At 69.7% G+C, this 21,588-nt stretch carries 23 protein-coding genes; 12 read left to right on the top strand and 11 right to left on the bottom strand.

The window, feature by feature from the left end:
* Positions 1-94: 94 nt before the first annotated feature.
* Positions 95-1,153, bottom strand: coding sequence for an MBL fold metallo-hydrolase (locus tag HHL10_RS10070; RefSeq protein ID WP_169160218.1), 1,059 nt, complete (start codon positions 1,151-1,153; stop codon positions 95-97).
* 64 nt (positions 1,154-1,217) lie between these two features.
* Between HHL10_RS10070 and HHL10_RS10065 the strand changes: the two genes are divergently transcribed.
* From HHL10_RS10065 to HHL10_RS10050, 4 genes are all read left to right on the top strand, one after another.
* On the top strand, positions 1,218-1,673 hold the full coding sequence (locus tag HHL10_RS10065) for a PaaI family thioesterase (protein WP_169160217.1): 456 nt from the start codon (positions 1,218-1,220) through the stop codon (positions 1,671-1,673).
* 98 nt (positions 1,674-1,771) lie between these two features.
* Positions 1,772-2,575 (top strand): carbonate dehydratase, encoded by an 804-nt coding sequence (gene can, locus HHL10_RS10060; protein WP_169160216.1) that lies wholly within the window; start codon positions 1,772-1,774, stop codon positions 2,573-2,575.
* Positions 2,576-2,625: 50 nt separating this feature from the next.
* The gene (gene aceK, locus HHL10_RS10055; RefSeq protein ID WP_169160265.1) at positions 2,626-4,434 is read left to right on the top strand and encodes a bifunctional isocitrate dehydrogenase kinase/phosphatase; all 1,809 of its coding nucleotides are present in this window, start codon (positions 2,626-2,628) and stop codon (positions 4,432-4,434) included.
* Between the two features lie 95 nt (positions 4,435-4,529).
* Positions 4,530-5,195, top strand: a complete 666-nt coding sequence (locus HHL10_RS10050; RefSeq protein ID WP_169160215.1) for an SDR family oxidoreductase — start codon at positions 4,530-4,532, stop codon at positions 5,193-5,195.
* Positions 5,196-5,257: 62 nt separating this feature from the next.
* Here the strand turns inward: HHL10_RS10050 and HHL10_RS10045 are convergent, their stop codons facing one another.
* On the bottom strand, positions 5,258-5,887 hold the full coding sequence (locus HHL10_RS10045) for a hypothetical protein (RefSeq protein WP_205832972.1): 630 nt from the start codon (positions 5,885-5,887) through the stop codon (positions 5,258-5,260).
* A gap of 101 nt (positions 5,888-5,988) precedes the next feature.
* Between HHL10_RS10045 and HHL10_RS10040 the strand changes: the two genes are divergently transcribed.
* From HHL10_RS10040 to HHL10_RS10010, 7 genes are all read left to right on the top strand, one after another.
* Complete coding sequence (locus HHL10_RS10040) at positions 5,989-6,585, top strand: 2-hydroxychromene-2-carboxylate isomerase (RefSeq protein ID WP_169160214.1); 597 nt, start codon at positions 5,989-5,991, stop codon at positions 6,583-6,585.
* Between the two features lie 19 nt (positions 6,586-6,604).
* Positions 6,605-7,000: a rhodanese-like domain-containing protein gene (locus HHL10_RS10035; protein ID WP_169160213.1), complete on the top strand. Its 396-nt coding sequence runs from the start codon at positions 6,605-6,607 to the stop codon at positions 6,998-7,000.
* Positions 7,001-7,061: 61 nt separating this feature from the next.
* Positions 7,062-7,556 (top strand): YbaK/EbsC family protein, encoded by a 495-nt coding sequence (locus HHL10_RS10030; protein WP_169160212.1) that lies wholly within the window; start codon positions 7,062-7,064, stop codon positions 7,554-7,556.
* Entirely contained in the window at positions 7,553-7,825 is a 273-nt protein-coding gene (locus tag HHL10_RS30175) for a DUF1289 domain-containing protein (protein WP_310734565.1), read from the top strand. The genes HHL10_RS10030 and HHL10_RS30175 overlap by 4 nt, the downstream gene beginning before the upstream one ends.
* Positions 7,822-8,460, top strand: coding sequence for a 2-hydroxychromene-2-carboxylate isomerase (locus tag HHL10_RS10020; protein ID WP_169160211.1), 639 nt, complete (start codon positions 7,822-7,824; stop codon positions 8,458-8,460). The genes HHL10_RS30175 and HHL10_RS10020 overlap by 4 nt, the downstream gene beginning before the upstream one ends.
* 125 nt (positions 8,461-8,585) lie before the next feature.
* Positions 8,586-10,421: a DUF294 nucleotidyltransferase-like domain-containing protein gene (locus tag HHL10_RS10015; RefSeq protein ID WP_169160210.1), complete on the top strand. Its 1,836-nt coding sequence runs from the start codon at positions 8,586-8,588 to the stop codon at positions 10,419-10,421.
* The gene (locus tag HHL10_RS10010; protein WP_169160209.1) at positions 10,418-11,113 is read left to right on the top strand and encodes a 3'-5' exonuclease; all 696 of its coding nucleotides are present in this window, start codon (positions 10,418-10,420) and stop codon (positions 11,111-11,113) included. The genes HHL10_RS10015 and HHL10_RS10010 overlap by 4 nt, the downstream gene beginning before the upstream one ends.
* 53 nt (positions 11,114-11,166) lie before the next feature.
* Here HHL10_RS10010 and ahpF read toward each other — a convergent pair whose 3' ends face one another.
* Positions 11,167-12,750 (bottom strand): alkyl hydroperoxide reductase subunit F, encoded by a 1,584-nt coding sequence (gene ahpF / locus HHL10_RS10005; protein WP_169160208.1) that lies wholly within the window; start codon positions 12,748-12,750, stop codon positions 11,167-11,169.
* Positions 12,751-12,957: 207 nt separating this feature from the next.
* Positions 12,958-13,521, bottom strand: a complete 564-nt coding sequence (gene ahpC / locus HHL10_RS10000; RefSeq protein WP_169160207.1) for an alkyl hydroperoxide reductase subunit C — start codon at positions 13,519-13,521, stop codon at positions 12,958-12,960.
* A gap of 282 nt (positions 13,522-13,803) precedes the next feature.
* Here ahpC and HHL10_RS09995 point away from each other — a divergent pair, with 282 nt between their 5' ends.
* On the top strand, positions 13,804-15,078 hold the full coding sequence (locus HHL10_RS09995) for an extracellular catalytic domain type 1 short-chain-length polyhydroxyalkanoate depolymerase (RefSeq protein ID WP_169160206.1): 1,275 nt from the start codon (positions 13,804-13,806) through the stop codon (positions 15,076-15,078).
* Positions 15,079-15,126: 48 nt separating this feature from the next.
* Here HHL10_RS09995 and HHL10_RS09990 read toward each other — a convergent pair whose 3' ends face one another.
* The 7 genes from HHL10_RS09990 to HHL10_RS09960 are packed head-to-tail and all read right to left on the bottom strand — an operon-like array spanning position 15,127 to position 21,576.
* On the bottom strand, positions 15,127-15,504 hold the full coding sequence (locus HHL10_RS09990) for a COG4315 family predicted lipoprotein (RefSeq protein WP_169160205.1): 378 nt from the start codon (positions 15,502-15,504) through the stop codon (positions 15,127-15,129).
* A 52-nt stretch (positions 15,505-15,556) separates the two neighbouring features.
* Positions 15,557-16,594: a LytR C-terminal domain-containing protein gene (locus HHL10_RS09985; protein WP_169160204.1), complete on the bottom strand. Its 1,038-nt coding sequence runs from the start codon at positions 16,592-16,594 to the stop codon at positions 15,557-15,559.
* 53 nt (positions 16,595-16,647) lie between these two features.
* A complete protein-coding gene (locus tag HHL10_RS09980) occupies positions 16,648-17,583 on the bottom strand; it encodes a type II secretion system F family protein (RefSeq protein ID WP_169160203.1) in 936 nt (311 codons plus the stop codon).
* A gap of 10 nt (positions 17,584-17,593) precedes the next feature.
* The gene (locus tag HHL10_RS09975) at positions 17,594-18,568 is read right to left on the bottom strand and encodes a type II secretion system F family protein (protein ID WP_169160202.1); all 975 of its coding nucleotides are present in this window, start codon (positions 18,566-18,568) and stop codon (positions 17,594-17,596) included.
* A gap of 7 nt (positions 18,569-18,575) precedes the next feature.
* Positions 18,576-19,943 carry a TadA family conjugal transfer-associated ATPase gene (locus HHL10_RS09970; protein WP_169160201.1) on the bottom strand — a complete coding sequence of 456 codons (1,368 nt, stop codon included), beginning with the start codon at positions 19,941-19,943 and terminating at the stop codon, positions 18,576-18,578.
* Between the two features lie 14 nt (positions 19,944-19,957).
* Positions 19,958-21,112, bottom strand: coding sequence for a CpaE/TadZ family protein (locus HHL10_RS09965; protein WP_169160200.1), 1,155 nt, complete (start codon positions 21,110-21,112; stop codon positions 19,958-19,960).
* Between the two features lie 20 nt (positions 21,113-21,132).
* The gene (locus HHL10_RS09960; RefSeq protein ID WP_169160199.1) at positions 21,133-21,576 is read right to left on the bottom strand and encodes a TadE/TadG family type IV pilus assembly protein; all 444 of its coding nucleotides are present in this window, start codon (positions 21,574-21,576) and stop codon (positions 21,133-21,135) included.
* Positions 21,577-21,588 lie beyond the last annotated feature (12 nt).

Raw genomic sequence — 21,588 nt, 5'->3', positions numbered from 1 at the left:
GCTGGATTGTCCACCTGCGGTTGACATTGATCTCACTCCTGGCTGAGAAGTGAGGTGGCGGTTGCCTGGGGACTGACAATCCCGTTTGCCGGCTTCAGGCCTTCCCGAAGCGCCAGACGCCATCCGCGTCCGCGTGGCGGCGCAGCTGGCCGGAGAGCCACAGCGCGTGCAGGTGGGCGATGGCCTCGCCCATGGCGAAGGTGGTCTGGTGCATGTCCAGCGGGCGGCGGAACAGCACCGGCAGCAGCGCCGCGGCATGCAGCGGCTCGCGGGCGCAGGCCTGCAGCACCTCCTGCAGCCGCGCGTCGTGGTGCTGGCGCAGCTGCGCCACCCGCTGCGGGATGCCGACGAAGGGTTTGCCATGCGAGGGCAGCACCAGCGTGTCCGGCGGCAGCTGCGCCAGCCGCTCCAGCGAGGCCAGGTACAGCGGCAGCGGGTTGGCCTCGGGCTCCAGGTCCAGCACGCTGACGTTGGTGGAGATGCGCGGCAGCAGCATGTCGCCCGAGATCAGCACGCGCAGCGTCGGGCAGTGCAGGCTGATGTGCTCGGGCGCGTGGCCGTAGCCCACGATGCATTCCCACTCGTGGCCGCTCACGGGCAGCCGCATGCCGTCGAGCAGCCGCCGGTACTGCGAGGGCACCTGCGGCACCATGCTGGCGTAGTAGTTGCCGCGCTCGCGCACCTTGGCCAGCGCCTGCGCGTCCGCCAGCCCGTGGCTGCGGAAGAAGGCCGCCGCGGCGGCGCCGCCGTGGCCGGTGGTGCTGCGGCTGCCGTGGCAGGCGGCGTGGTAGTCGGTGGCGCTGATCCACAGCCGGCAGTTCCAGCGCTCGGTGAGCCAGTGCGCCAGCCCGATGTGGTCCGGGTGCATGTGCGTGACGATCACGCGCAGCAGCGGCAGCCCGTCCAGGGCCTCGGCGAAGACGCGCTCCCAGGCCGCGCGCGTGGCGTCGTTGGCGATGCCGGTGTCCACCACGCTCCAGCCGTCAACGCCGTCGAGCCGCTCGCGCAGCAGCCAGACGTTGACGTGGTCCAGCGCGAAGGGCAGCGCCATGCGCACCCAGCGCACGCCCGGCGCCAGCTCCAGGGCCTGGCCCGGTGCGGGCAACGTGTCGCCCAGCGGGTAGCGCAGGGCCTGATCCGGTACAGCTGTCATGCGCGGGCAGTGTAGCGAGGCCCCCCTAGAATCCGGGAACCCGTGCCCAGTAACCGGAGGATTGATGAGCTTCGTTCCCGCAGATGCCGGCTATGCACAGCGCGTGCGCGAGAGCTTCGCCCGCCAGGGCGCGATGCGCACCCTGGGCGCCACGCTGGAGGCGGTGTCGCCGGGGCATGTGGTGGTGGTGCTGCGCCACAAGCCTGAGCTGTCGCAGCAGCATGACTTCATGCACGCGGGCATGCTGACCGCGGCGCTGGACTCGGCCTGCGGCTACGCCGCCTTCTCGCTCATGCCGGCCGACGCCTCGGTGCTGTCGGTGGAGTTCAAGGTCAACCTGCTGGCGCCCGCGCAGGGCCCGTGGCTGCGCTGCGACGCGCGCGTGCTCAAGGCCGGGCGCACCATCAGCGTGGTCGAGGCCCGCGCGCTGCAGCACGAGAGTGGCGGGCCCGAGAAGCTGGTGGCCACCATGACCGCCACCATGATGACGGTGCAGGGCCGCCCCGACGTGCGCGGCTGACGCGCCGGCACAGCCTGCCGGAGCCGCGACGCGCGCCGCGCACGGCGCGCCGTCCCCCTCCCGCCTCCCACCCGTTCCCCAAGCAACCTTCTCCCGCCATGTCCAACGACCTGCAAGACCTCTTCGAGCGCAACCAGCAGTGGGCCGACCAGACCGAGGCCCGCGAGCCCGGCTTCTTCTCGCGGCTGCTCAAGCAGCAGACGCCGCAGTACCTGTGGATCGGCTGCGCCGACTCGCGCGTGCCGGCCAACGAGCTGGTCGGGCTGCTGCCGGGCGAGCTGTTCGTGCACCGCAACGTGGCCAACGTGGTGGCCCACTCCGACCTCAACTGCCTGTCGGTGCTGCAGTACGCCGTGGATGCGCTGCGCGTGCAGCACGTGATCGTGGTGGGCCACTCCAACTGCGGCGGCGTGAAGGCCGCGCTCAACGACCTGCGCGTGGGCCTGGTGGACAACTGGCTGCGCCACGTGCAGGACGTGCGCGACAAGCACCGCGACTGGCTCTACAGCGTGCCCGTCGAGCACCGCATCGACGCCCTGTGCGAGCTCAACGTGCTGGAGCAGGCGCTCAACGTGTGCCAGACCACGGTGGTCAAGGACGCCTGGCTGCGCGGCCAGAGCGTGGTGGTGCACGGCTGGGTGTACGGGCTGCACAACGGGCTGCTGCAGGACCTGTGCATGACCGTGGGCGGCCCCGACGACGTGGCGCCGGCCTACGAGAAGGCGCTGCGGGCGCTGCACCGGCGCGTGGAGGCGCTGCCGCCGCCGCCGCCCAAGGCCGATGACGAGACCGAGATCGAGGCCATCGGCGCCGCGCCCCGGCCGCAGGCCGCCGCTCAAGCCGAGCCTGACACCGAAGCCGAGAGCGAGGCCGAAATCCAGGCCCAGCCGCCGGTGGCCTGAGCACGACGACGACAGCGCGGAGGAGGCCCCCGGTGATGAACAACCCCAGCCTGTTCCCGCGGCTGCTCGACGACAGCCGCGCCTACGCCATTGCCGGCGCGCTGCTGGAGGGCTTCAACCGCCACTACCGGCTGTTCCGCGAGACCAGTGCCGCGGCCAAGCAGCGCTTCGAGCAGGCCGACTGGCATGGCCAGCAGCGCGCGCAGCGCGAGCGCATCGAGTTCTACGACAAGCGGGTGGAGGAGGCCGCCGAGCGCTTGCAGACGGAATTCCGGGCGTCAAGCCTGCCGATGGACACCTGGCAGCAAGTCAAGCTGCACTACATCGGGCTGCTGACCAACCATCACCAGCCCGAGTGCGCCGAGACCTTCTTCAACTCGGTCACGACCAAGATCCTGCACCACAACTACTTCCACAACGACTTCATCTTCGTGCGCCCGGCGGTCTCCACCGAGTACATCGAGAACGACGAGCCCGCCGCGGCGCCCACCTACCGCGCCTACTACCCGACGCCGCCGACGCTGCGCGAGACGCTGCTGCGCATCGTCCACAACTTCCAGCTCAAGCTGCCCTTCGAGGACCTGGACCGCGACATCGACCACGTGCTGGAGGCGATGCGCCGCCAGCTCGGCGACACGCGCTGGCGCACCAACTTCCAGATCCAGGTGCTGTCGTCGATGTTCTTCCGCAACAAGGGCGGCTACATCGTGGGCAAGATCGTCAACGGCTTCCACGAGACCTCGTTCGCGCTGCCGATCCTGCACGCGCAGGAGGGCCAGACGCTGGCCATCGACGCGGTGCTGTTCGGCGAGGAGGACCTGCTGCTGCTGTTCAGCTTCGCGCGCGCCTACTTCATGGTGGACATGGAGATTCCGGCGGCCTACGTGCAGTTCCTGCGCAGCCTCATGCCGCGCAAGCCGCGCTCGGAGATCTACAGCGCCATTGGCCTGCAGAAGCAGGGCAAGAACCTGTTCTACCGCGACTTCCTCTACCACCAGCGCCACTCGACCGACAAGTTCCGCATTGCGCCGGGCATCAAGGGCATGGTGATGCTGGTGTTCGACCTGCCGAGCTTTCCCTTCGTCTTCAAGTGCATCAAGGACTTCTACCCGCCGCCCAAGGAGACCACGCGCGAGATCATCCAGGGCAAGTACCAGCTGGTGAAGACGCACGACCGCGTCGGGCGCATGGCCGACACGCTGGAGTACAGCAACGTGGCCTTCCCGCGCGCGCGCTTCGAGGACGCGCTGGTGGAGGAGCTGCTGCACTACTGCCCCAGCCTGGTGGAGATCTCCGACCGCGACGGCGACGGGCAGCTGGAGGTGATCCTCAAGCATGTCTACATCGAGCGCCGGATGATCCCGCTGAACATCTTCCTGCAGGAGGCCACGCCCGAGCAGATCGAGCATGCGGTGATCGAGTACGGCAACGCCATCAAGGACCTGGTGGCGGCCAACATCTTCCCCGGCGACATGCTGTGGAAGAACTTCGGCGTCACGCGCAACGGGAAGGTCGTGTTCTACGACTACGACGAGATCGAATACCTGACCGACTGCAACTTCCGCAAGGTGCCCCAGCCGCGCAATGAGGAAGAGGAGATGTCGGGCGAGATCTGGTACCACGTCGGCCCCAAGGACGTGTTCCCGGAGACCTTCGGCCCCTTCCTGCTGGGCAACGCCAGCGTGCGCGAGGTGTTCATGAAGCACCACGCCGACCTGCTCGACGCCGACTTCTGGAACGTGCACAAGCAGCGCATCCAGGCCGGCGACGTGCACGACGTCTTCCCCTACGACCCGCACAAGCGCTTCGTCAACCAGCGCGCCGCCGTGGCGGTGCTGGCCGACGCGGCACAGGACTGAAGGCCGCCAGGGCGCCGCGGCCGGGGCCGCGGCTTGCCCCGTGGAATCCCAGCCCCGGCGCATCGCCAAGTCCGGCGGAAAGGAAGACAGCCAGCATGCAAAAGGTTCTGGTCATCGGCGCGTCGCGCGGCATCGGCCTGGAGTTCGTGCGCCAGTACCGCGAGGCCGGCGCGCAGGTGTGGGCCACGGCGCGTGGAGAACAGCTGACGGCGGTGCAGGCCCTGGGCGCCACGGCCTGGGAGCTGGACGTGGCGGACGCGGCCAGCGCCTCCAGCCTGAGCTGGCGCCTGGACGGCCTGGGACTGGACGTGGCGATCTACTGCGCCGGGCTGATCGGGCCGCGCAGCGCCGGGCTGGAGCCGCCCACGCAGGCCGACTTCGACGCCGTGATGCACGTCAACGTGCTGGGCGCGATGCGGCTGCTGCCGGTGATGGCCGAGGGCCTGGCGCCGGGCGGCACACTGGCCGTGCTGTCCTCGGTGATGGCCTCGATTGGCGGCCGCAACTCGCCGTCGTCATGGCTGTACCGCGCCTCCAAGGCGGCGTTGAACTCGGTGCTCAAGGACGCCGCCCTCGTGCTGCAGGGCCGCGCCACCTGCGTGGCGCTGCACCCGGGCTGGGTGCGCACGGCCATGGGCGGGGAGGGGGCACCGCTGTCGGTGGAAGAGAGCGTCGCGGCGCAGCGCCGCGTGCTGGCCGGGCTGAGGCCGGAGCAGAGCGGCAGTTTCTTTGACGAGCAGGGGCGGGTGATTCCCTGGTAGGAAAGTGCGAAGGGCCGCCCGGTGGGCGGCCCTTCGCGGTCAGGATGTGGCCGGCGCTGCCTTCAGCGCGGCGCCACCGGCAGGTAGCGCCGGTCGGAGTAAGTGAGCAGCCATTGCGGGCGCCAGGCCACGAAGATGGCGCACAGCATGCCGCTGAGCACGGCATCGCTCCAGGCCACCAGCCAGCGCCCGGTGAGCACGGCGGCCACGTCGCTGCCCGGCGGCAGCGGATGGCGCAGCAACCACAGCACCCCAACCAGCGCCATGGCCAGCAGCGTGGCGCCGAAGCCGCGCGCCAGGATGTAGACCATCAGGTGCTGCGGCAGCCAGCGCCGCGTCACGATGCCCAGTCCCAGCGCCATCGTGGCCGGCAGCACGCCGTTCCACACCGCCTGGTGCAGCGCGGCTTGAGCGCCGCTGGCGTCGATCAGCGCCGTGCAGATTGCCACCGGCACGCAGCTCAGTACGGCCAGCGGCCAGCCGAACATGAGCACCAGCAGCGCCGCGCAGGACAGCTGCAGCGGCGGCCCGCCGGGCAGCACGCTCTGGAACGACCACACCCAGGGCAGCAGCACCAGCGAGGCCAGCCAGGGGTGGCGCAGATCGGCCGCGCGCAGCGTCGCCCAGGGCCTGAAGTACAGGGCCGCGCCGCAGGCGGCGAGCAGGACGACGAGTTCAAGCAGCATGTTCATGGTCAAGCATCCATCGTGCCCAGATTTCAACGCGGCTGTTTTCTTCTGACGCAAGGGAATGCGCCGATACGGCACAGGCATGGGGCCGCTAGCGTGTGGGCATGAGCACCATTGACTTCTGGTTCGATTTTTCCTCGCCCTACTCGTACCTGGCCTCGACCTGGATCGAGCCGCTGGCTGCGCGCCATGGCCGCACCGTGCGCTGGCACGCCATGCTGCTGGGCGCCACGCTGGCCGCGGCGGAGCTGCGTCCGCCGGCGTCCTACCCGCTCAAGGGCGCGTACATGCTGCGCGACTTCGAGCGCTCGGCGCGCTTCGAGGGCGCGCCCTACCGGCCGCCGCCGCGCTTTCCCATCGCCACGCACAACGCCGCGCGCATCTTCTGGTGGCTGCAGGCGCAGGACCCGTCCCGCGCCGCGGCCTGGGCCCGCCATGGGCTGGCGGCCTACTTCGCCGAGGGCGTGCTGCTCGACGAGCTGCCCGCGCTGCTGGCGCTGGCCGAGCGCTGCGGCATCGATGCGGCGCAGGCGCAGGCCGCATGCGCCGATCCGCAATGGAAGGCGCATCTGAAGCAGGTCAACGACCAGGCCATCGCCGCGGGTATCTTCGGGGCGCCCTGGATCGTCGTGGACGGCGAGCCGTTCTGGGGCAACGACCGCCGGCCGCAGATCGAGCGCTGGCTGGCGGCGCCGTACTGACATCCAACAAGGACAAGACATGAAGAAGACCGCCAAGCAGATGGTTGAGGAGGCACTGGCGCTGGTGAAGACCTGCTCGCTGCAGGAGGCACTGGAGCTGCACGGCCGCGAGGAGGTGCAGTTCATCGACCTGCGCGACATCCGCGAGCTCGAGCGCGACGGCACCATCCCCGGCGCCTTCCATGCCCCGCGCGGCATGCTGGAGTTCTGGGTGGACCCGGAGAGCCCCTACCACAAGCCGCTGTTCGCGCAGCCCAAGCAGTTCGTGCTGTTCTGCGCCGGCGGCTGGCGCTCGGCGCTGGCCGCGCGCACGCTGCTGGAGATGGGCCTGGACCAGGTCGCGCACATCGACGGCGGCTTCAAGCGCTGGAAGGAGGGCGGCGGGCCGGTGGGCACGCTGCCGCCGCGGCGCTGAAGGCTTTGCGGCGCTGGCTATAGTCCCCGCTCGCCGCCATCCGCAGCGGCACGAGGACGACATGGACGAGCAATTGCAGCAGCGCCCGGAAGGCTTCATCCGCGTGGCGCAGGCCCTGGCGGCGCAGGGCCATCCGCACGCGCCGCGCTACCTGGAGGTGGCCGCGCGCACCGCGCAGGAGGCGGCCGACGCCCTGGGCGTGACCGTGGGCCAGATCGCCAAGAGCGTCATCTTCAAGTCGCGCACCGAGGGCCGCGCCGTGCTGGTGGTGGCCTCGGGCGACCGGCGCGTCGATGAGAAGAAGGTTTCTGCGCTGGTGGGGCCGGTGGGCCGCGCCGACGCGGACTTCGTGAAGGCGCAGACGGGCTTTTCCATCGGCGGCGTGTCGCCGGTGGCGCATGCCAACCCGCCGCTGACGCTCATCGACCGGGAGCTGTTCCGCTTCGACGAGATCTGGGCCGCCGCCGGCCATCCCAACGGGGTGTTCAAGCTCAGCCCGCAGCAGCTCACCGCGCTCACCGGCGCGCCGGTGGCCGACGTGGTGCAGCAGCCGTGACGGCGCCGCCCTTGCCGGCCTCCGCCGAGGCCCCCGGCCCGGCGCCGCAGACGCCCGTGGGCTCGCCCTGCACCGGCGTATGCACGATGGACGCGGCCACCGGCTGGTGCCTGGGCTGCGCCCGCACCATCGACGAGATCGCCGCCTGGTCGCGGCTGGACGACGAGGCCAAGCGGGCCGTGTGGCGGCTCCTGGCGCCGCGGCAGCAGCAGCTCCAGGCGGCGCAGGCCGTCGTATCCGTGCCGCCGCCCGGGCCGGAGCGCCGATGAAGACCCTGGATTTCTGGTTCGACGTCGTCTCGCCCTACGCCTACCTGGCCTTCGAGCGGCTGCCGCAGGCGCTGGAGGGCTGCTCGTACCGCGTGCGCTACCGCCCGCTGCTGTTCGGGGCGCTGCTGAGCCACTGGGGCCAGCTGGGGCCGGCGGAGTTCGAACCCAAGCGGGCCTGGACCATGCGCCAGGTGCACTGGCTCGCCCGCGAGGCCGGCGTCGAGCTGGCGCTGCCGGCGCAGCACCCGTTCAACCCGCTGGCGCTGCAGCGGCTGGCGCTGGCCTGCGGCGAGGTGGAGGAGCTGCCCAACCGCCGCGTGGTGGAGGCGCTGTTCCACCATGTGTGGCGCGGCGGGGCCGACGCCAATGACCCGGCACGGCTGCAGGCGCTCACGCAGACGCTGCGGCCGGCGCTGGACCCGCAGAGGAACGAGGTGAAGGGCCGGTTGCGTGCGCACACGCAGGAGGCCATCGACCTGGGCCTGTTCGGCGTACCCACCATCGCCCTCGACGGCAAGCTGTTCTGGGGCCTGGACGCGCTGCCGATGGTCAGGGCCGCGCTGCAGGGCGACGCGTGGTTCGACGGCCCCTGGCAGGAGGCGGCGCGGGCGCGGCCCGGGGTACGGCGGCGCTGACTCCCTTTCTCCGTTCGCCCTGAGCTTGTCGAAGGGGCGTCATGCCGGGCAGGGCGCATGCGGCTTGCTGGGAGGGCGTACTGCATCAAGTTCGCGTCAGCCCGCGCTGCACACAATGGAAGGCTATGCCCAGCGCCTTCAACTTCGACGCCTCTCCCTTCGACTGCCTCGACGCCGAGGAGCGCCAGCTCGTGCGCAACAGCGTGGACATCGCCTACTTCCGCGCCGGCGATCCCATCCTGGAGCCCGGCAGCGAGCCCGGCTACCTGTTCGTGATCATCAAGGGCCACGTGCAGCAGTTCGATGAGGACCAGCAGGTGCTGGCCACCTACGGCCCCGACGACACCTTCGACGGCCGCGCGCTGGTGGCCGGGCGCGTCACCAGCCGCTTCGTGGCGCTGGAGGAGGTGCTGGCCTACCAGCTCGCGCGCCGCGCGGTGAGCGAGCTCATCGCCCGCAACGCCACCTTCGGCGCGCTGCTGTTCTCGGACCTCTCCAACAAGCTCTCGGCGCTGTCGCAGCGGCGCAGCCAGCACGAGATGCAGTCGCTGACCATGGCGCGCATCACCGAGACCGGCGTGCGCCCGGCGCAGGAGGTGGGCGCCGACACCTCCATCGTGGAAGTGGCGCGCGTGTTCCAGGAGCACAAGGTCTCCAGCGTGCTGGTGCGCGACGAGGCCGCCACGCCGCCGCGGCTGGGCATCTTCACCACCACGGGGCTGCAGCGCGCGATCCTGGACGGCACGCCGCTGGAGCGCCTGCCGGTGGGCAAGCTCGCCACCTTCTCGCTGATCTGCGTGAAGCCCTCCGACCCGGTGGGCGAGGCGCTGGCGCTGATGCTGCGCCACAACCTGCACCGCGTCGTGGTGCGCGACGAGGAGGGGCTGGTGCACGGCGTGCTGGAGGCGCTGGAGCTGTTCAGTTTCCTCTCCAACCACTCCTACCTGGTGGGACTGCAGATCGCGCAGGCACGGGACCTGAAGGGCCTGGCCGACGCGGCGCAGCAGATCACGCGGCTCATCGCCATCCTGCACCGCGGCGGCACGCGCGTGGGCATGATCGCCCGGCTGGTGAGCGAGCTCAACGCCAAGCTGTTCGAGCGCACCTGGCAGCTCATCGCACCGCGGGAGCTGCTGAAGAACAGCTGCCTGTTCGTGATGGGCAGCGAGGGCCGCGGCGAACAGCTGCTCAAGACCGACCAGGACAACGGCCTGGTGCTGCGCGACGGCTACACGCCGCCGGCGGACCTGGAGGACATCTGCGCGCGCTTCTCGCAGGCGCTGGTCGATTTCGGCTACCCGCCGTGCCCGGGCGGCATCATGGTCAGCAACCCGGCTTGGCGCCAGCCGCAGACGGCCTTCGCCGAAACCGTGCGGCGCTGGATTCTCATGCCCAGCGCCGAGAGCCTGATGTCGCTGGCCATCTTCCTCGATGCCCATGCCGTGTGCGGCGACGCGGCGCTGCTGGAGGCGCTGCGCGACGAGGTGTTCTCGCTGGCGGCCGACTCCGACGCGTTCAAGGCGCGCTTCGCCTCGGCCATCACGCTCTTCGACGAGCACACCGGCTGGTGGAACCGGCTGCTGACGCTGGGCGACAACGACCCGGAGCGCCTGGACCTGAAGAAGGCGGGCATCTTCCCGCTGGTGCACGGCGTGCGCAGCCTGGCCATGGACAAGCGCATCCGCGAGTGCGGCACCGTCGAGCGCGTGCAGGCGCTGGTGGCCGCGGGCCACATGGCGCCCGAGATCGGCTCCGACGTGGTGCAGAGCCTGCACTTCTTCATGGACCTCAAGCTCAAGGTCGGGCTGCAGGAGCTGGAGCTGGGCCGCGGCGTCAGCGGCGGCGTGCACACCAACCAGCTCAACAGCCTTGACCGCGACCTGCTCAAGGACACGCTGGGCGTGGTCAAGCGCTTCAAGGCCACGCTGCGCTTGCGCTATCACCTGGACGCGCTGCAGTGAGGTCCACCGTCAACCTCCTGGGGCCGCTGGCCGGGCCCTGGGCAAAGCTCAAGAAGGGCTGGCTGCTCTACCACCTGGCCAACGACAACTACCGCTTCATGTTCGAGCCGCCGCCGCCCGACGAGTGGGTGTGCCTGGACTGCGAAACGACGGGGCTGGACCGGCGGCGCGACGAGATCGTCTCCGTCGGCGCGGTGCGCATCGTCGGCAGCCGCGTGCTCACCAGCGAGCGGCTGGAACTGCTGGTGCGGCCGGAAAAGCGCGCGCTGTCGGCCGAGGCGGTGAAGGTGCACCGGCTGCGTGAGCAGGACGTGGCGCAGGGCATCGCGCCGGAGGCGGCGATGGCGCAGCTCATGCGCTTCATCGGCAGCCGCCCGCTGGTGGGCTACTACCTGGAGTTCGACGTGGCCATGCTCAATCGCGTCATCTGGCCGATGCTGGGCCTGCGGCTGCCGCAGCCCAAGATCGAGGTCTCGGCCCTGTACTACGACTGGAAGAACCGCCAGCTGCCCGCGCACGAGCGGGGCAACCGCAACATCGACCTGAGCTTCGCCACCATGATGGCCGACCTGGAGCTGCCGCTGTACGAGGCGCACGACGCGACCAACGACGCCGTGATGACGGCGCTGGCCTTCGTGAAGCTGCGCGCGCTGCTGGGGCAGGACCGCGTGGTCAGCGGCGCAACCATCTAGGAAAAAAGGCCCGCGTGGGCGGGCCTTTGCGTGGCGGGTGCGGGGCCGGCGTGTCAGGCCGTGGTGGCTGCGGCGGCCGGCGCCGGGGAGCGGATCAGGTGGTCGAAGGCGCTGAGCGCCGCCGCCGCGCCGGCGCCCGCGGCGATGATGATCTGCTTGTACGGCACCGTGGTGCAGTCGCCGGCGGCCATCACGCCGGGCACGTTGGTCTGGCCCTTGGCGTCGATCACGATCTCGCCGTAGCGGCTGAGCTCCACCGTGCCCTTGAGCCACTCGGTGTTGGGCACCAGGCCGATCTGCACGAACACGCCTTCCAGCGGCACGTGGTGCTCCTCGCCCGTGGTGCGGTCCTTGTAGCGCAGGCCGTTGACCTTGCTGCCGTCGCCGGTGATCTCGGTGGTCTGGGCGCTGGTGATGATGGTGACGTTGGGCAGGCTCCTGGCCTTGTTCACCAGCACCGCGTCGGCCTTGAGCTGGTCGGCGAACTCGACGAGCGTCACATGCTCGACGATGCCCGCGAGGTCGATGGCCGCTTCCACGCCGGAGTTGCCGCCGCCGATCACCGAGACGCGCTTGCCCTTGAACAGCGGACCGTCGCAGTGCGGGCAGTAGGCCACGCCCTTGTTGCGGTACTCCTGCTCGCCGGGCACGTTGACATTGCGCCAGCGCGCGCCGGTGGCCAGGATCACCGAGCGGCCCTTGAGCACCGCGCCGTTGGCCAGCCGCACCTGCACCAGGCCCGAGCCGTCGGCCGGGACGAGCGCCTCGGCGCGCTGCGCGCTCATGATGTCCACGTCGTAGTCCTTGACGTGCTCCTCCAGCGCCAGGGCGAACTTCGGGCCCTCGGTGGCGACGATGGAGATGTAGTTCTCGATGCCCAGGGTGTCGAGCGTCTGGCCGCCGAAGCGCTCGGCCACCACGCCGGTGCGGATGCCCTTGCGCGCGGCGTACACGGCCGCGGCCGCGCCGGCGGGGCCGCCGCCGACGATGAGCACGTCGTAGGGCGCCTTGGCGTTGAACTTGACGGCGTCGCGGGCGGCGGCGCCGGTGTCCACCTTGGCCAGGATCTCCTCGATGCCCATGCGGCCCTGCCCGAAGAGCTGGCCGTTGAGGAAGACCATGGGCACAGCCATGATCTGGCGCTCTTCCACTTCCTTCTGGAACAGGCCGCCGTCGATGGCGGTGTGCTTGATGCGCGGGTTGATCGCCGCCATCAGGTTCAGCGCCTGCACCACGTCCGGGCAGTTGTGGCAGGACAGCGACATGTAGGTCTCGAAGTGGAGGTCGCCCTCCAGCGCGGCGATCTGCTCGATCACTTCGCGCTCGACCTTGGGCGGGTAGCCGCCGACCTGCAGCAGCGCCAGCACCAGCGAGGTGAACTCGTGGCCCATGGGCAGGCCGGCGAAGCGCACGCCGATGTCCGTGCCCACGCGGCGGATCAGGAACGAGGGCTTGCGCTCGGCGTCGTCGCGGCTCTCGACCAGCGACACCTTCTCCGACTGCTCGGCCACGTCGCGCAGCAGCTCCAGCATGTCCTGCGAGCCCTTGGAATCGTCGAGCGAAGCGATGAGCTCGATGGGCTGCGTGAGGCGCTGCAGGTAGCCCTTCAACTGGGCCTTGAGGTCGGCGTCCAACATGGCGGTGTCCTTCGGGTCGAAAAACGTTTGATTGGGGTTCGGATGCGGGCTCGTGGCCGCATGGAAAGCGCCCGGCGGGCGTCGTGCGCTGCGGGCGCTTTCCGGGAGGCCCGGGCAGGGAACGTGCCGCGGCTGAGGCGGCACTTGCGGCGGCTGCAGCCGCCGCGCCGTCGGAAAGGGCGGCAAAAAGCCGCCCGCTACTCCAACTTAAATTTTTCCGACCAGGTCCAGCGAGGGCTTCAGCGTCTGCTGGCCTTCGGTCCACTTGGCGGGGCAGACTTCGCCCGGGTGCGAGGCCACGTACTGCGCAGCCTTCACCTTGCGCAGCAGTTCCTTGGCGTCACGGCCGATGCCGTTGTCGTGGATCTCGCACAGCTTGATCTGGCCTTCGGGGTTGATGACGAAGGTGCCGCGCAGCGCCAAGCCTTCCTCTTCGATCATCACCTCGAAATTGCGGGTGATCGTGCCCGTCGGGTCGCCCACCAGCGGGTAGTTCACCTTCTTGATGGCTTCCGAGGTGTCGTGCCAGGCCTTGTGCGAGAAGTGGGTGTCGGTGGACACGCCGTAGACCTCGACGCCCAGCTTCTGGAACTCGGCGTAGTTGTCGGCCAGGTCTTCCAGCTCCGTGGGGCACACGAAGGTGAAGTCCGCCGGATAGAACACCACCACGGACCACTTGCCCTTCAGGTCCTCGTTGCTCACCGGCACGAACTTGCCGTTGTGGTAGGCGGTGGCCTTGAAGGGCTTGACTTCGGTGTTGATCAGGGACATTGCGTGTTTCCTGTGGGTTGGTGAAGGGATGGGTTGAATACTATAGCCATCGGTCACTCGGTTGGAAAAGTTAATCAAATGAGGCCGATTGGCTTTGCCTATCGCCCTGCCGCTGGCCGGCACGGCCCATGCCCGGCAGCGTGCCGGACATCCCGACTACGTTAGCGCAGGCGGCCGAGGCTTGCAGTCCAGCCCCATCAGCGGCCTGACCTGTGTCACTGGCGTTGCCGGGCTTGCCGTTCCTACGATGCGCCGCCTTATCGGTGGCAAGGAGATAAACCCATGCGATACATGAATGGCCGGCGCTGCGTCGCCGCTGCGGTCCTGGCGCTGGCCAGCGGCTGGGCTGCGGCCGGGACGAGCAGCAGCTTCGACTTTGGTCCGCAGAGCTACGCCGGTTCCCAGCTGCGCCGCGTGCAGGTGTACCTGCCTGACGGCCTCAGCGGCCCGGCGCCCATGGTCATGGCCTTGCACGGCTGCCAGCAGACCGAGCAGAACGTGCTGCAGGACTGGGGGTTGCGCGCGGCGGCCGACCGCTACGGCTTCGTGCTGGTGACGCCCTTCATCACGCGCTACGACGGCCTGCGCAACGCCAACTGCTGGGGCTTCTGGCTGGACCAGCACCGCCACCAGGGCCGCGGCGAGGTGGAGGACCTGCACCGCATCGCTCAGGAAGTGGAGCGGCGCTGGAGCATCGATCCGAGGCGGCGCTACATCACCGGGCTGTCCTCGGGCGGGGCCATGACGGTGGTGGCCTCGGTGGCGCACAACGAGTATTGGGCCGCCGCGGCCAGCGCCTCGGGCCTGGGCTACGGCGAGGACGCGGCCTCGGTGTCCTTCTCCGGCTGCCCGGGCTCGGCCACCTTCCATTCGGTGGACCGTCTGGCGAGCGACATGCGCGCCGAGCGTGACAGCAGCTACCCGATCCCGCTCATGGTGTTGCAGAACCGGCAGGACTGCACCGTGCTGGCGCGCGCCGGCGAGCTGCTGCGCGACGCGCAGCTGAAAAGCTTCGGCGACGCGGCGCACGACACACCGGCCGAGGCGCTGGCCGAGGAAAAGGCCTGCAGCCCCGTGTTCGGCCCCGACTACGGCTGCAAGCACAGCCGCTACACGGCCGACGCGAAGCCGGGCAGCCGCTCGCTCGTGGAAACCATCTTCTACAGCGGTCCCATCGCCACGCCCAGTACCGGCGACACCGACCACGGCCACTACTGGATCGGCGGCGAGCAGGGACTGGATGGCAACTGGTCGCTGCGCCAGGGGCCGAGCTACCCGGACATCGTGTGGAACTTCTTTGCCCGCCATCCCCGCGCCGATGGCGGCAATCCCCCGCCACCGCCGCCGGACGTGGACTGCACCGGCACGGCGGCCTCGCCCTCGGCCCATGTCTCGGCCACGCGCGCGGTGCAGGGCGGGCTGTTCAACCTGCGGGCGCTGGCCACCGCGGACCAGCGCGACATCGGCTTCGCCTACGACAGCTGGTCCAGCGTGCGTCTGTACCAGGTGGGTGCCGGCCGTTGGCAGCTGGACCGGCCCGCGTCCTGCGGAAATTGAGAACTGGAGAAAAGGCGCGGCCCGCCCTCGCGGCCGGGCCGCGCCATGTCAGGGCTTGGCCGTGTGCCAGACCTGGTTGACGCCGTCGCCCGTGCGGTCGCCGGGCCTGGTGTCCTTGGCCCAGTAGTACAGCGGCTTGCCCTTGTAGGCCCACTGGCGCGTGCCATCGTCGCGCGTGAGCACGCTCCAGTCGCCCTGGGCCCGGGCGTCAGCCGCGGCTGCCAGCGGCGGCCAGTTGACGGCGCAGGGACCGTTGCACGCGCTCTTGCTGCCCTCGGCAGGGTCTCGGTCGAAGGTGTAGAGCGTCATGCCGCCGGCGCCCACCAGGACGCCATCGGATACCTGGGCCGGTGCGCCGCCTCCCGGCGTGGCACAGGCCTGCAGCAACGCGGCCAGCGACAGCGCGGCCAGCAGCTTCTTCCTCATCGTCCTCTCCTTTATTGATCGGGACAGGACGTGTACGCGGTACGGAGCTGCTTTATTCCCGGTTCATGCGGGCGGCAGCCACGCGTAGGGCGGAGGGCCAATCCCGGCCAAGGAGCACGCGCACATGGGCCTCCTGGGTGGCTTCGGGGCGCAGCGCCACCGGCAACGGCAGCGCTCGGGCCACTTGGCGTGCGGCCGCCTCATGGCCGGGCCGGTACAGCACCATGGTGCGCGCTTGCCGATAGGGTGGCAGGTTGCTGGTGCGCTCCACGTCGAAGCCGCGGCTTTCCAGCTGCTCCCGCAACTGCTGCGCCGCGCCGCGCCGTCCCATGCCGTTGGTCACTTCCAGCGTGAACGGAGCGGCCATCACGTCCGGCGCCGCTTTGGACGGCAATGAGGCAGCCGGTGTCGTTGCTGTCGAAACCAGGGCTGGCACGTCCGCCGCTGCAGGCGAGAGTGCGGACGGCGAGTGGCCCGGGACGGCCTGTGTCAGAGGCGGCAGCGTGGCGGCATCGAGCACCTGCAGCGCTGCACCGGGACGTGGCGCCGCGGCGGCCGGGACCGCCGCCGCTGGCGTTGTCGTCGCCGCTGCCGTCATGGCAGACGTTCCGGCCTGCGCCAACGCCATGGGCGTGGCGGACGCCGGAGCGCGTCCCTGGGCGAGTAAGAGGTTGGCCTGTGCCACGCGGTCCTGCGGATTCAGCGCCAGCGCGGCGTGCAGAGTTGCCTGGGCTTCTGGCAGGCGGCGTGCCAGCACCAGCAAGTAGCCGAGATTGCTGTGCAGATCGGCGCGCTGCGGCGCCGCCTGCAGCGCCAGGCGCAACTGCGCCTCGGCCTCCTGCAGCAGCCCCAGCCGGGCCAGCACCACCGCCAGCGCATTGCGCGCATCGATGTGGCCGGGGTCACTTTGCAGCGCCTGGCGGTAGGCCTCCGCGGCGCGCAGCCAGTCGCGCGAACGCTCGATCTGACGGCCGACCACGTAGTAGCTGTCGGCCGAGCCCTGGCCCAGGCCATGCGTGACCGACTGCACGGGCTCGATGCGCCAGGGCAGCCGGTCGGACTTCGTGGCACAGCCACCCAACGTGAGCATCAGGGCCGCGCACAAGGACAGAAGCGGGGATGGTTGCAGGCTCGACATGGCTTTCAGCCCGCACTGAGCGTCGGCATCAGTACGCGGTAGATGTTGATCATGGCGGGCCCCAGCAGGACCAGCAGCAAGGCCGGGAAGATGCAGAAGATCAGGGGCAGCAGCAGCTTGATCGCGATCTTGGCTGCCGCCTCTTCCGCCCGCTGGCGCCGCCGCGTGCGCAGCATGTCGGCATGCACGCGCAGTGCCTGCGCGATGCTGGTGCCGAAGCGCTCGGCCTGAACGAGCATGGACACGAAGCTGTCCACCTCATCCACTCCGGTGCGCATAGCCAGGTTGTGCAGCGCATGCTCGCGCGGCGCGCCCGCACGCAGCTCCAGCCCCACGAGCTGCAGCTCCGTGCTCAGCACCTGGCTGCGGTACTGCATCTCCTCCGACACGCGCGCCAGCGCGGCTTCGATGCCCAGGCCGGCCTCGACACACACGGTGATGAGGTCCAGCGCGTCGGGGAAGCTTTCAAAGATCTCGCGCTGGCGCAGGAACACCAGGCGCGCCAGTACCACGTTGGGGAAGTAGTAGCCCAGCGCTGCCGTGGACAACAGCACCAGCAGCAGCGCGCTGCCTTCCAGGGGCGTGGACAGCAGCAGCTGCGCGCTGAAGGCCAGCAGCGGCAGCACCAGGGCCAGCAGCGTCTTCGTGCCGTAGTAGGCGGTGGGGGCCTGCGGATGACGCAGGCCCGCGTGCATCAGCCGCCGCCGCAGCGCCGAAAGCTGGGCGCCGGTTTCGGATTCGGAAAAGCGCGCCAACGGCCGCGTACCGCGCGCCAGCATCTCGATCCAGGGCCGCTGCTTGCGGGGCTGCGTGTCGCCCGCAGCCAGGCGCCGCGCGCGCTCCTTGGTGGCGTTGCCGCCGGTGAGCTGGCCCACCAGCAACACCAGCGCCGCCGAGGCGACGAAGACCAGTACCACGAATCCCAGCTCGGCTGCACTCATCTCAGGCCTCTCAAATCCGGATGCGGATGATCTTGCGCATCCACAGCATGCCCAGCGCCATGGCGACCAGCGCGCCGCCGACCAGCTTGCGGCCTGTGGGGTCGGTCCACAGCACCTGCATGAACTCCGGATTGACCACGTTCAACGCGGCGGCCATCACGAAGGGCAGTGCGCTCAGGATCCACGACGAGAGCCGCCCTTCGGCCGAGAGCGTGCGCACCTGCCCGAGGAGCTTGAGCCGTGCGCGCACGATGCTGGCAATGTTGTCCAGCAGCTCGGCGAGGTTGCCGCCGGTCTCGCGCTGGATCAGCACGGCAATCACGAAAAAGCGCACATCGTCCAGCGGCACCCGCTGCGCCAGCCGCGTCAGCGCCTCGGGCAGGCCCATGCCGAAGTTGGTTTCTTCGGAAAGCTGGCGGAACTCGCGCGCGATCGGGTCCGATGTCTCCTCGCCCACCATCTTGATGGCCGTGGGCAGTGCGTGCCCCGCGCGCAGCGCACGGCCGATCAGGTCCAGGGCCAGTGGCAGCTGCTGCTCCAGGCGACGCAGCCGCTGCGTGCGCCGGCGCGAAAGCCACAGCCACGGCAGTGCCGCACCCGCGACGCCCGCGGCGGCCCCTTGCAACCCGTTCCACTGCAGCAGCAGCACCGGCAGCACGCCGAGGCAGCCCAGCAGCGTGCTCAGCAGCACCAGCTCGCCGGCACTGCGATCGGTGTCCGCGCTGCGCACGTAGCCCAGCAGCCGCTGCCCCAGGGCCAGCGGTGCCAGTAGCTCGGTTTCGATCCATTTCCAGCGCTGCTCGGCGTTGCGGTCCGCCTCCAACGAGGTCGGGCTTTCCGGGGTGCCTTCCAGGTAGCGCAGGCGCGCCGCCAGCCGCTTGGCTTCGGCGCTGTGGCGCGAGTTCCACACCTGGTACAGGCCTTCGAGCCCGAGTACCACGGCGACAAACAGCAGCACGCCGAAGAGCAGGTAGGACAGGTCCATTGCCGCCTCACTCCCAGCGCACGCTGGGGTCGAACAGGTTGTCTGCCAACGACAGCCCCCGGGACTTGAGCCGGTCCATCAGGCGCGGGCGCACGCCGGTGGCCTGGAAATGGCCTCGCACGCTGCCGTCCTCGCTCACGCCCGTCTGCTTGAAGACAAAGATCTCCTGCATCGTGATCACGTCGCCTTCCATGCCCGTGACCTCGGCGATGCTGGTGACCTTGCGCCGTCCGTCGCTGAGGCGGCCGGCCTGCACCACCACGCCGATGGCCGAGGCGATCTGCGTCCGCGCCACGCGCGGGGGCACGTTGAGTCCGGCCATGGCGAGCATGTTCTCCAGGCGCGAGAGCGCGTCGCGCGGCGTGTTGGCGTGGACGGTGGTCATCGAGCCTTCGTGGCCCGTGTTCATCGCCTGCAGCATGTCCAGCGCCTCCGCCCCGCGCGTCTCGCCCAGGATGATGCGGTCCGGACGCATGCGCAGCGCGTTGCGCAGCAGGTCGCGCTGCGTGATTTCGCCGCGACCCTCGATGTTGGGCGGGCGCGTCTCCAGCCGCACCACATGCGGCTGGCGCAGCTGCAGCTCGGCGGCATCCTCGATGGTGACGATGCGCTCGCCCGCGTCGACGTAGCTCGACAGGATGTTGAGCAGCGTGGTCTTGCCGCTGCCCGTGCCGCCGGAAATCAGCAGGTTGACCTCGGCCCGCGTGAACGCCTGCAGCAGTTGCGCCATCGACGGCGTCAACGACCTGTTTTCCACCAGGTCATCCATGGTCAGCGGCACCACCGCAAAGCGCCGGATCGACATCTGTGCGCCGTCCAGCGCCAGCGGTGGAATGATGACGTTCACGCGCGAGCCGTCGGGCAGCCGGGCATCGGCCATCGGGCAGGACTCGTCCACGCGCCGCCCCACGCGCGAGACGATCTTGTCCACGATCTTCATCAGGTGCTCGTCGTCGGCGAACACCACGTCGGTGAGGCTCAGCCTGCCACGGCGCTCCACCCAGACCTGATGTGGGCCGTTGACCAGAATGTCGGAGACGGTGGGGTCGGCCAGCAGCGGCTCCAGCGGGCCCAGGCCCACCATTTCATGCTGGATGTCGCGCACCAGGGTGCGGCGCTCGGCCGCGTTGAGCACCAGGTTCTCTTCGGCCAGCAGCCGCTCCACCAGGCTGCCCAGCTCCTGGCGCAGATGCTCCGGGGGCATGCCTTCCAGCGCGTGCAGGTCCAGGCGCTCCAGCAGTCGCTGGTGCACCTGTGACTTCATGCGCTGGTAGGCCTGCAGGTCTCGCTCTGCTGCGGCTTCGGGAAGCGGCGTGCTGCCGGCACCGTTGCCTGTGGCACCGGGCTGGGTCACGAGTTGCTGGCGCAGGTTCATGGCGAAACTCTCCTTCAGGCGCGTGCGAACCACTGCGCGAACCAGCCTTCCTTGCGCGGTGCGGCGTCTGGCGGTGCCAGGCGCTGCGCCGCAAGCTCGTCGAGCGCGCGCACCACGGGGCTGTTGGGGGCGATGGGCTGGCCCTGGTTGGCGGCCGTGTTGACGCTGGCGAAGTGGTTGGGCACGGTGTGTACGGGATCGCCACCGAGCACCTGTACCAGCGCCTGCAGCGGCAACTCGCTGTTCTTGTGGTAGCGGTTGACGAGCCAGCACAGCTTGTGCTGCGGAACTTCCAGAGACTGCAGCATGGCGCGCATGCGCCGTGCGTCACGCAATTGCGGCAGGTACAGCTGCAGCACCGGGAAGACATGGGCGGCCTGGTCCAGCGCGGGCAGGCTCAGCGCATCGATGCGTCCGCCCAGGTCCAGCACCACGTAGTCAAACATTTGACGAGCCTGGCGCACGATGGCCTGCACATGCTCGGCCTTGACCTCCAGCGCCTGTGCGATGTCCTCGGGCGCCGGCAGCACGTACAGCGTCTCGGACAGCGGCACCATGGCCGAACGCAGCAGGTCCGCGTCCAGCCGCTGCACGTTGCGCGCCACTTCCGCCACGTCGCTGGCAGCAGGTTGACTGCTCAACAGCAGCAGCGCATTGCCGCCGTGCAGGTCCAGGTCGATCAGCGCCACGCGCTTTTCGCCGGTGCTGGCAAGGCGATGTGCCAGATTGGCCGCCAGCACACTGGTGCCATTGCCGCCGCGGCAGCCGATGAAGGCCATCACCTCGCCCTGGCGTGACGAGGCCGGCGCATGCCGCCGTGCCGCACGCTGCACCGCCGCCCGCAGCGCAGCGGCATCGGCGCCGGCGGGCAGCACTTCGCGCACGCCGGCCTGCATGGCCTGCAGCAGGAACGCGGGCGACTGCTCGGCCGAAAGCACCAGGGTCTCGACCTGAGGGTGCTCCGTGGTGAAGCGGGCGATGGCCTGCAGCCCGGGCGCGTCCACGTCGTCAACCAGCACCAGCGACGGCCGGCTGCCGTTGACGGCCTGGGCCAGCGCCTGCGGCGCTGCCGTGGCGCACAGCACTTCCAGGCTGGGGTCAGCCTCGCCGAGCATCCGGGCGACCTGCTCGGCGCGCTGCACGTGGGGGGAGATGACCTTGATTTTCATGGCCTGTCCTGCGGTGGGGTTCATGCGGAGCACGCCGGTTGGTTGTTGGCCAGAACTTCACGCGGCATGGTGGTCGTGAACGGAGAAATGGGAATGGCAGCCAGCGAAGAGGGCAGCGGCACCAGCAGCTGGTGGGTGTAGCCATGCAGCGAGACGCGCACCAGGCGGGAATCGACGGCGTTGCTGACTCCGACTCCGCCGGGATTGAGGTACTCCAGCGTGATGTGGTCGTCCGTCAGCGCGGGCAGTCGCTCGCGCATGCGGGCCTTGATGCTGTTGTTCCCCATGGCACACACCGCCGCCAGCCGCGCGCCCAGCCGCGTGGCCTCGGCGGCAGCGTTCCAGGTCCACAGCAGCCGCCCGACCTCGACGGCGCCAATCAGCGCCATGAACAACAGCAGCGACCCCAGGCCGAACTCCACCGTCATCGTGCCGCGTTGATGCCGTACCGGGCCGTGCTTCATGGTCAAGGCCTC

It is taken from the genome of Azohydromonas caseinilytica, assembly GCF_012927045.1.
Lineage (GTDB): Bacteria > Pseudomonadota > Gammaproteobacteria > Burkholderiales > Burkholderiaceae_C > Azohydromonas > Azohydromonas caseinilytica.
This window is presented reverse-complemented; position numbering and strand designations above follow the sequence as displayed.